Annotated in this window: 10 protein-coding genes; 6 read left to right on the forward strand and 4 right to left on the reverse strand. The window is 54.3% G+C overall.

The genetic code is table 11. From position 1 onward, the window contains the following. Positions 1 to 88: 88 nt before the first annotated feature. Positions 89 to 391 (reverse strand): hypothetical protein, encoded by a 303-nt coding sequence (locus G565_RS25010; RefSeq protein ID WP_037340397.1) that lies wholly within the window; start codon positions 389 to 391, stop codon positions 89 to 91. A 459-nt stretch (positions 392 to 850) separates the two neighbouring features. Here G565_RS25010 and G565_RS26900 point away from each other — a divergent pair, with 459 nt between their 5' ends. From G565_RS26900 to G565_RS0119260, 4 genes are all read left to right on the forward strand, one after another. Next, on the forward strand, positions 851 to 1,027 hold the full coding sequence (locus tag G565_RS26900) for a hypothetical protein (RefSeq protein WP_157600163.1): 177 nt from the start codon (positions 851 to 853) through the stop codon (positions 1,025 to 1,027). An 82-nt stretch (positions 1,028 to 1,109) separates the two neighbouring features. Beyond that, on the forward strand, positions 1,110 to 1,328 hold the full coding sequence (locus G565_RS0119250) for a DUF3185 family protein (protein ID WP_028672299.1): 219 nt from the start codon (positions 1,110 to 1,112) through the stop codon (positions 1,326 to 1,328). A gap of 288 nt (positions 1,329 to 1,616) precedes the next feature. After that, positions 1,617 to 1,931 carry a BON domain-containing protein gene (locus G565_RS0119255; protein ID WP_028672300.1) on the forward strand — a complete coding sequence of 105 codons (315 nt, stop codon included), beginning with the start codon at positions 1,617 to 1,619 and terminating at the stop codon, positions 1,929 to 1,931. A 288-nt stretch (positions 1,932 to 2,219) separates the two neighbouring features. After that, positions 2,220 to 3,254: a sodium:calcium antiporter gene (locus G565_RS0119260; RefSeq protein ID WP_037340394.1), complete on the forward strand. Its 1,035-nt coding sequence runs from the start codon at positions 2,220 to 2,222 to the stop codon at positions 3,252 to 3,254. Between the two features lie 134 nt (positions 3,255 to 3,388). Here the strand turns inward: G565_RS0119260 and G565_RS0119265 are convergent, their stop codons facing one another. Then, the gene (locus tag G565_RS0119265; RefSeq protein WP_028672302.1) at positions 3,389 to 3,823 is read right to left on the reverse strand and encodes a hypothetical protein; all 435 of its coding nucleotides are present in this window, start codon (positions 3,821 to 3,823) and stop codon (positions 3,389 to 3,391) included. 417 nt (positions 3,824 to 4,240) lie between these two features. On the opposite strand from G565_RS0119265, the gene tadA reads away from it, so the two are divergent. Together tadA and G565_RS0119275 are read left to right on the forward strand one after the other, a co-directional pair. Continuing rightward, complete coding sequence (gene tadA / locus G565_RS0119270; RefSeq protein ID WP_028672303.1) at positions 4,241 to 4,747, forward strand: tRNA adenosine(34) deaminase TadA; 507 nt, start codon at positions 4,241 to 4,243, stop codon at positions 4,745 to 4,747. Between the two features lie 68 nt (positions 4,748 to 4,815). Next, entirely contained in the window at positions 4,816 to 5,991 is a 1,176-nt protein-coding gene (locus G565_RS0119275; RefSeq protein WP_028672304.1) for an MFS transporter, read from the forward strand. 33 nt (positions 5,992 to 6,024) lie between these two features. On the opposite strand, the gene G565_RS0119280 is transcribed toward G565_RS0119275, so the two are convergent. Further along, positions 6,025 to 7,503: a glycogen synthase gene (locus G565_RS0119280; protein ID WP_211227227.1), complete on the reverse strand. Its 1,479-nt coding sequence runs from the start codon at positions 7,501 to 7,503 to the stop codon at positions 6,025 to 6,027. After that, a complete protein-coding gene (gene glgC / locus G565_RS0119285; RefSeq protein WP_028672306.1) occupies positions 7,496 to 8,731 on the reverse strand; it encodes a glucose-1-phosphate adenylyltransferase in 1,236 nt (411 codons plus the stop codon). Before glgC ends, G565_RS0119280 begins: the two co-directional genes overlap by 8 nt. Positions 8,732 to 9,108: the final 377 nt, after the last annotated feature.

Genomic DNA, 9,108 nt, shown 5'->3' on the forward strand with positions numbered 1-9,108 from the left:
ACAATTCTACAAAGTATTAGGGCCTTTTTAACCCTCTGATCGAGATTTTTCTTTTATTTTCAGAAGCTTAGCCGTTTATGGACGGGCACTAGTTAATATAACCACGCGTTGAGCCGTTCCAGAAGTCATTGGTGATGCTTTCGCCACTGATATTGGCGTAATTAACGCTTTGCCGGACACCGGCGATTGCGTTGTCACTTAAATACCAGCCCAGGTCGCCAGTTAGCCCAAAGCTACCGCTATTGAATTCCTGGTCACTGCTGCCCGTTCCTGATACGGAGAATTCCTTCTCGCCCTGATCCGGGCCGAACCGTGTGGTTTCGGCGAAAGCTGCCACGGGCAGTGCACCGAAAAGGCAGAGAGTAATTGCTGCAATGTTGAATTTGATCATGGGAGTTCCTTGGATGCTTCGTTTCGGTTAAATGTCCTGACTGCGCAATTATTTGTGTCGCGCGGACCATGTCATAGCGACTACTCTGGATGTAACCCACCATAGGCGCTTGGCACTATCATCAATGCGTGACTCATCTTCCGTCTGTTCGTAAGCGCACTTAGGCTCCTTAAAATGCCCAAGCCATCCTGGCCACAAGTTGGCTTCTGGTGCTTATCCGGATTCACCAGTGATCCAAGTGTCTTTAGGTGTTGCTGCCCTGATCGGTTTGAAACGCCAGTGTCAAAACGGATCACTTATCTGCTCCAAACACCATCAGAAATTATCCAGTTGCGTTAGGCAGCGCACAGACCCCCCGTAACGCTTCGACTATCGTTAGCCTTGCAAGCCCAGTCAGCTTATTGCATTGGTGCAATGCTGCGGGGTAACACAACAAGACACACATAAGGATATCAATTTATGAACAAGAATCAGGTTCAGGGCGTGACTAACCAGGAAGAAGGGAATGTTGTGCAGATCGGCAGTAAAACATCTGGACAAGAAAATGCGGGGCAGCATGGCCAGCCAGACAGGAAGGTTGGAAAATCCAGAGCAGTGCCTGGGAAGATCCATGATTATCCGAAGAAAAAGGGTTAGTCGAATCGTACAAGACGATCGCACTGTCATGCGTCATTGGTTGCCGGGGGAGATCCGGTCAATAAAACGAGTGGAAGCGGATATGATGAGTAAAAGGGTGTTGGCTATTGTGCTACTGGTCGTAGGTGTGATCTTGCTGTTTTTTGCGTATCAGTCATCCCAAAGCCTGGGCGATCAGGTGTCGGAAGCCGTCACGGGCCGTTTTACCGATTCCACTACCTGGTTTTTGATTCTGGGAGCCGCATCGACGGCTGCTGGAATCGGGATGTTGTTGTTTGGCAGGCCCGCTGCCAGATTTTGATCTGATGAGTACGCGATCATACTGGAGCCTGGTTCGTCGGGAGCCTGGGAACGGTGAAGAAACACAGTCATTCAACAATTGTGATGCATGAAAGCTGTTCCGGGAGCAGGTATTGAGACGGCCTGATAGTGGTCGGTTTAAGTTTGCTTGAAACCGGGGCGCTTTTGAAGGATTGGCGCGAACTTTGTGTGTTCAAGTACCGTCAGTTTGAGCCTGTTTCGATGCAGCACTACCGGTTAGGTACAGGTAGCTATGTGTTGGAATTACGTCAACTGGAGATGGATTACCATGAAAACATTGAAAACAATTTGCGCATCGCTGATCGCGATAGCGCTTGTTACCACTACCATCGGGTGTGCGGGAAGTGCGACCCAGGAAAGCACTGGCGAGTACATTGACGACGCCTGGATCACGACCAAGGTGAAAGCAGCGTTGGTTGAAAATCCCGATGTCAAGGCGCGGGAAGTTAATGTTGAAACTTTTAAAGGTGTTGTTCAACTGAGCGGTTTTGTCGAGTCGCAAGCCGCCATGAACCAGGCTGTCATTATTGCCCGGGGTGTCGAAGGTGTGACCTCTGTCAGAAACGATATGGCCATAAAGTAAAGGCGTTGATAACTTATGCGGGTGTTGAGAAAAGCCTCCTCACTCGCAAGAGCTACGTACCTGTAGCTCACTCATTTGGTTAGCGCGGTTTCGTACAATAAGTGCAGTTGTGCGGTTGATAAACAGCCTCCCATTGGAATGTGATGTTCACGAGCCAGCAGGATTATCATATAGTTGAACCAGTAGATCTAAATGGTGTTCTGTTGATGAATGCCAATTAGCTACATCTTACAATGATTAACGGGTGTCCCTTCGTCACCCGCGTTGTCAGGAGAGTGAAACTGCATTATGTTCCTGCTTGAACCTGAAAACTGGACCTTACTGCAGGCGGTTCTTGTTTTCGTCTGCCTGGCGCCTGTCATCGCGGTAGCCGGTACCTGGATTACCGGCGTGGTTGACCAATTAGCGGATCGTACCCGAATCGGAGAGGCGGCTGCTGGCGCTGTCTTGCTGGGGGCAGCTACATCGCTGGGGGGCTCGGTTCTGTCGGTCACGGCGGCCTGGAATGGTCATGCCGAGCTTGCTGTGAGCAATGCGTTGGGTGGTATCGCAGTGCAGACTTTTTTCCTGGCGGTGGCCGATATGGTGTATCGCCGGGCCAATCTTGAACACGCCGCCGCTTCTGTACCGAACATGATGCAAAACGGACTGCTGATCTGTTTGCTGGCAATGATTCTGTTAGCACCCTATCTCCCGGATGTGACGATAGCCGGCGTTCACCCGGTAACGCCGGTGATGCTGGTTGTTTATTTCTATGGTATTCATCTTGTCCGTGATGCATCGGAGTCGCCCATGTGGCGACCTTCTATGACTCGGGATACCCGTGAAGATACGCCAGACGACATCGACGCCATGCCATCAATGTCCCGGCTTGTGACTCAGTTTTTGGCGCTGATGGTTATTCTGGGTTTGGCTGGCTGGGCACTGGAGCCTGCGGCAACCGTCATCGCCAACAAGGCCAATTTTTCTCAAACCTTTGTTGGGGTGATGTTCACAGCCATAAGCACATCGATTCCCGAGCTGGTGACCTCAATAGCAGCTGTCCGCCGGGGCGCCCTGACGCTTGCCGTCAGCGGTATCATCGGTGGTAATGCGTTTGATACGCTGTTTACGGCGGCGTCTGATATTGCCTATCGGGATGGCTCCATTTACCATGCCATGCCGGAAGATTCGATGTTCTGGGCCGTGCTGACTCTGCTGATGGCCGGTGTGTTGATGATGGGGCTGATTCGCCGTGAACGCCATGGTATCGGTCAGATAGGGATGGAGAGCGTCGTCATTATGGTGCTGTATGTGCTTGGTGTGGCGCTGTTGCTCTGGTAAGCACCCGTTTAGCGCTTTACCTGTTCAGTTGAAGCCCTGCTACAAGACCACAGTATGAGCCCATTGCCCTGAAAAGACTGGGTTCAGCTTCGATCACAATCGTCATAGAGTGGGTTGTGGCGCTGACCGTGGACTCAGCTGCCACCAGTTTTCAACCGAATACCGAATGCCTCTAGGCGTTCGCTCTGGTTGCCGTTCATTACTCCGGTTAACTCCTGTCGGGCTATCTCCCGGGACAGTCCTTTTGCCTCCAACGTATCCAGCAACCGACCGAAAACCGTGCGGCGTTTTAGACCCCGGCTGGATCTGTCGCGACGGTCCATAAAAAAATCCATGAGGGTCGAGCCGCACTCGCAGTTTCGAAACAACTCAACAACGGTTCTATCGTCGTCGTCCCAGCTTCCTTTTAAACCACTGCCAAACGTGGGTGCATTGGAATGACGGAAAAAGTCTTCCGGGGAGTTGTAGATGCGCCCGCACGTTGAACACTGTTTTGGAAAGGCGCTGTCGGACAAGACTTTCAGGTCGGCAAAGAGTTGTTGTTCAGTCTCTTTGGAGCGATCGCTCATGGTGTCTGTACTCGCAGTCGGTAAGTGAAGTCTCTCACTGTCTTAAGTGTAGCCTTGAATCCCAGGGTCTGCGCCAGTCACCTTTCCGGGGCTCAAGTGTTGCCTTGCCCGGGAGGAAACGGATTGAATCCCGGTAATCTGTAGCAAGCAGGACACAGGCTCTGACTCAGTAAATCGGTGGCAAGGTTGGCGGGCGCAGTCCGATCAGGCCAGCGAAGCCAGTCGACATCTGCGAGAAATGGCTGACAGGCTCAAGTCACAGTTGAGCCAGTATAAAGTCTAGCTCGGGTGCAATTGGCCGCTAGAATGAGCTGCCATGCACCATAGCCACCGGAAATTTGGTATTCTTCGCCCGGCTACTCCAGTGTTTGGAGCCGCCTTTGGGGTGCAGGAGTGTTTGCTGTGGTTGGGGATGGTGTGGGCAGGATTGATGACATCGCTGGGATGCAACTGGCTCTGGAGCAGGCCAGGCTAGCAGCAGCGGAAGGTGAAGTACCGGTTGGGGCCGTTGTAGTGCTGGACGGCAAGGTAATAGCCGAAGGGTTCAATTGCCCGATCAGTGAGCTGGACCCTAGTGCCCATGCTGAAATGCGGGCCATCCGGCAGGCATGTCTGTCGGTTGGGAACTACCGTTTGCCGGGTGCGACGCTGTATGTAACGGTTGAACCCTGTACCATGTGTGCCGGTTTGCTGGTGCACAGCCGCATTAAGCGTCTGGTCTATGGTGCCACTGAACCCAAAAGCGGAGCCGTGGAATCCCAACGGCAGTTACTGTCCGGGGGCGCTTACAATCATCGAATCGAAGTAACCGGAGGCATCCTTGCTGACGAGTGCTCGACTCTGATGTCCGAATTTTTCGCCAAGCGGCGTGCCCGCCAAAAAGCGTTGAAACAATCGGCTCCGACTGCAAAGCCCGAATCCTGATCTACTCTGTGAGCCTGAACCGCTTAACGTACCACCCATAACCTGGCGCCTTCCCCGACAAGGATTTTATGACCGACATCACCACACTGAGTTTCGCTCAGAAGTCGCGACGACTGTCGCCGATGTATGCCGCCTATTTCACCCTGTTTGGCGTATTTACCCCCTATCTGGCGCGCTACCTGACCGCTCAGGGCTTAACGCCTCAACAGATCGGCGTCATTGTTGCCACGGTATTTGGTGTGAACGTGTTTGCGCCCTTTCTGTTTACCCTCATCAGTGACCGCACGGGTCAGCGCTTGCCGCTGATCCGCATTGGCTATGTTCTGATGGGTGTTTTCTATCTGCTTGCGCTGAAAAGCGGTGATTTTTTCTGGTATTTGACTGTTTTTGGCCTGTTTGGCGTCTTTATGTCGGCGGTACTGCCGCAGATGGAGGGCGTGGCGATGAACGTGCTGGGCCCGGACCGGTCACGGTACGGCCAGGTCCGGCTGTGGGGTTCGGCCGGTTATGTGGTGATTGTCTGGACTCTGGGCGCTGCACTGGATCGTTACCCGGTGACGATTTTACCGGTGATTGGCGCGGTGCTTTGTGGGTTGATGTGGGCCTCAACCTGGTTGATCCCGAAAGAAACCCGGCTCAGGGCGGAAGACCGTAAAGCCTCAAAAGGGCTTGAAAATGCCTATATCGACTGGCCACAAGTGTGGGTGTTGATGGCGGTTGTGTTCCTGTGGCAATTGGGTCTGGCGCCCTACAACACGTTCTTTGATCTGTTTTTGAAAGACCGCGGTTTCAGTGCAACGACGATCGGGTTTCTGATCAGTTTCGGCTCTATCTGTGAAATCGTGGTGTTTTTGTTCATCGCCAACTGGTTTCAGCGGTTCAGCGAGCGCTTGTTGATAGTGTTTGCCCTGGGCATCACCGTGTTGCGCTGGGTGATGCTGGCTAACCTGGAACAAAGCTTTGCTTCGGCACTGCTTATTCAGGGTATGCATGCGCTTACTTTTGGCGTGGTGCACTCTGTCGCCATCCATCGGGTTGGGCGCCTGTTTCCACCGAGCCGGCAGGGGTTTGGTCAGGGCTTGTACGTATCGACGGGCATGGGGGTCGGTCTGATCTGCGGTAATTTGCTAGCCGGATGGCTCTGGCAGGGGACCGGCGTGGTGTATTGGTTTGCCGCGGCCATGGCACTGATCGCAACGTTGCTGGCCTATTTCGGCTTCAAGCCCATTCGCAGCCAGGGGTAAACTCCTCGCTGCGAATGTTGGCCTGGCCGGCACTCAGTGCCGGGGCACGTTCTGCACCTGTTGATACAACGCGACATAGTCTTTGGCCGCTGCTGCCCATTCAAATCGCTGTGTCATGGCGGTTGTTTGCATGGCGAGCCAGGTATCCGGTTGGTCATGATAGACCCGGATCAGGTTGCTCAATTCGGTGATTAGCGCTTCTGCAGACGGGTCTGCAAACATGAAACCGGTTGCCTGGCCGGCTTCTGCGTCGATATTGGCCAGTGGCACTACCGTGTCTTTCAGCCCGCCCACCGCGCGCACCAGAGGTAAGGTCCCATAGCGCAAGCTGTATATCTGGTTCAATCCACAGGGCTCAAAAATCGATGGCATCAGGAAGGCGTCGCCACCGGCCTCAAGCCGGTGGGCGAGGGCGTTGTCGTAGCCTTCCACAAAGGCGACCCGGCTTGGGTATTCGCGGGCCAACCGGTGCAACTGAGCGGCCAGATTCGGATCGCCGGAGCCCAGCAGACCAACCTGGGCGTCGGTATGGCGCAGTGTTTCCCATAAAGCCGGAATCAGCAGGTTAAAGCCCTTCTGGTCTGCCAGGCGACTGATCGACACCAGTAAGGGGGCGTCGCCCTCAGCCAACCCCAGTTCCTGTTTCAGGGCCGCTTTGCAGCGAGCTTTTCCGCCATCGTCGGGGTGTTTGAAGTGAACCGGGATGTCCGGATCGGTTTCCGGTGACCATTGACCGTAGTCACAGCCGTTTAAAATGCCACTCAGGGCATCGGCCCGCTCGCGAAAGATTGGGCCGAGACCGTGGCTGCCGAGATCACTGAGTAGCTCGCTGGCATAGCCCGGGCTGACGGCGTTGATGGCATCGGCAAACCGAATGCCGCCTTTGAGCAGATTGATCTGACCGTGGTCTTCAAAGGCACCCGGATGAAAAAATTGCTCGTGAATCCCCAGTGTACGCAGCCAGGTAGAGCTGCACTGCCCCTGGTAGGCCGCGTTGTGGAGCGTGAGAACGCTGCGAGTGTGGGCAAAAAAAGGGTCGTACCGGAAATGCTCTGCCAGGTAAAAACAGGCGATGGCTGCCTGCCAGTCGTTGGCGTGCACGATGTCCGGCTGCCAGTCGTTGTCCCGACACCATTGCAGGGCGCCCTTGCTTAACAGGGCAAAACGCCGTGCGTTGTCTTCATAGGGTGTGGTGCCGTTGTCGTAGATGCCGGCTCGGTCGAAGCTGTCGCTGTGCTCGATCTGGACGGTCGGGATTCCCTGATGTTCTCCGGTTCGGGTAGCCAGCCAGGTTTCTTCGAAGGCGTTCAGGTGGACGCACAGGCTCTGGTGCGGCCAGTTTGACCAGACTTCCCGGGTTTTGGCATAGGCTGGGGTCACCAGCCGGACATCATGCCCCAGACGTACCAGTTCCGCCGGTAATGCGCGGGCAACATCGGCCAGCCCGCCGGTTTTCACCAATCCCTCTACTTCAGAGGCTATTACAAGAACCTTCAAGGGGGTGTTATTCAAAGCCAATCTGGGCTCCTTTTGGAACGGTGATGATGCCATTGGGCGATACGTGAAAACGCTGACGGTCGTGCTCGGGGTCTTCCCCGATGACGGTTCCCGGGGCGATGTTCACGTTCTTGTCGATAATCGCCCGGCGAATTCGGCAACCCCGGCCAATGTCGTTGTTGCCCATCATGACGCAATTGTCGACGTAGGCATGGCTATGTACGTGGCAGTTGTACCCCAGAATGCTGCGGTGAACGATGCTGCCGGAAATGATACAGCCGCCGGACACGATGGAACTGATCGCCTGCCCCGTGCGGTTGGCTTCATCGTGTACGAACTTGGCCGGCGGAACGGCCGGATGATAGCTGCGCAAGGGCCAGTGTTTGTTGTACAGGTCGAAAGGCGGTTCGACCGCGAGCAGGTCCATGTTGGCTTCATACAGTGAATCCAGGGTGCCCACATCGCGCCAGTAGCCGCTGGTGTGCTCCAGTTCGCCACGAATTACGTTGGTGGAAAAGTCGTACACGTAGACCACGCCGGCCTTGTAGAGGTCCGGGATGATGTTGTGACCGAAGTCGTGAACGGAATCGGAGCTTTCGGCGTCTTCTTTGAGGCACTGAACCATGGTTGGCGCGTCGAAAACGTAGTTGCCCATACTGGCCAGTACGTAGTCGGGACGGCCGGGAATGGTCTTGGGATCTTTCTTCGGCTTTTCCTGAAAACCGATCATCTTGTTGTTCTCATCGATTTCGATGATGCCGAACTGGTCTGCCTGACTGATGTGAACCGGAATGGCCGCAACGGTCAGTTTGGCATCGTCAAAGCTGCGGTGGAACTCCACCATCTGGCGAACGTCCATCTTGTAGATGTGGTCGCCGCCGAAAACACAGACCACTTCGGGGTCCATACCTTCAATCAGTTCAATGTTCTGGTAAATGGCGTCGGCCGTGCCCTGATACCAGTGTTTGCCCATCTGCATCTGTGCCGGAATAGGGTCGATAAAGCGATTGGTCAGGCCCGTTACCCGCCAGCGCCGGCTCATGTGTTTCATCAGCGAGTGGGACTTGAACTGGGTCAAAACGAAAATTTGCAACAGATCTGAGTTGACGAAGTTGTTTAATACAAAGTCTATGATGCGGTAGTTGCCGCCGAACGGAACCGCCGGTTTTGCTCGGACCGAAGTAAGTGGCGCCAGGCGGGTGCCCTCGCCACCGGCCAGAATCATCGAGAGTATGCCGGACATAATGTATCCTTTTTCAGTCTGTATTGTTGTTGTGGTGCGCCCCGGCCTGCCCCTGAGCCCGGGATCACAGGCTGGTGGCAAAGCTGCGAAAGCCTGTTCGGTTTCAGTGTAGGCAAAAGCGCATTGATTTGCCGTTAGTTTCTTGCTTAATTTTTCCTTAAGGTGCCGGGTTAGACTCCAAGTATTGGGCTAAGGTAGGAGAAAAACACACCTGAATCCCATGGGTTGCTGCGATTTCGGTCGTAATAGACCAGAGCGGCCACGAGCACAACCATAATCAATAGGGCTCTTCGTAGTTTCCTGTGGAAATCCAGTATAATCAGGACTTGATCATACCGAATTTACGGGGAGTCTTTCTGTGGAAATCGAAGAGCATT

This window comes from Saccharospirillum impatiens DSM 12546 (assembly GCF_000423605.1).
Taxonomy (GTDB): domain Bacteria; phylum Pseudomonadota; class Gammaproteobacteria; order Pseudomonadales; family Natronospirillaceae; genus Saccharospirillum; species Saccharospirillum impatiens.

Excerpts from the sequence above, each read along its gene's own strand:
- G565_RS25010 (WP_037340397.1), bottom strand. The coding sequence starts at position 391 with ATGATCAAATTCAACATTGCAGCAATTACTCTCTGCCTTTTCGGTGCA.
- G565_RS26900 (WP_157600163.1), top strand. The coding sequence starts at position 851 with ATGAACAAGAATCAGGTTCAGGGCGTGACTAACCAGGAAGAAGGGAAT.
- G565_RS0119250 (WP_028672299.1), top strand. The coding sequence starts at position 1,110 with ATGATGAGTAAAAGGGTGTTGGCTATTGTGCTACTGGTCGTAGGTGTG.
- G565_RS0119255 (WP_028672300.1), top strand. The coding sequence starts at position 1,617 with ATGAAAACATTGAAAACAATTTGCGCATCGCTGATCGCGATAGCGCTT.
- G565_RS0119260 (WP_037340394.1), top strand. The coding sequence starts at position 2,220 with ATGTTCCTGCTTGAACCTGAAAACTGGACCTTACTGCAGGCGGTTCTT.
- G565_RS0119265 (WP_028672302.1), bottom strand. The coding sequence starts at position 3,823 with ATGAGCGATCGCTCCAAAGAGACTGAACAACAACTCTTTGCCGACCTG.
- G565_RS0119275 (WP_028672304.1), top strand. The coding sequence starts at position 4,816 with ATGACCGACATCACCACACTGAGTTTCGCTCAGAAGTCGCGACGACTG.
- glgC (WP_028672306.1), bottom strand. The coding sequence starts at position 8,731 with ATGTCCGGCATACTCTCGATGATTCTGGCCGGTGGCGAGGGCACCCGC.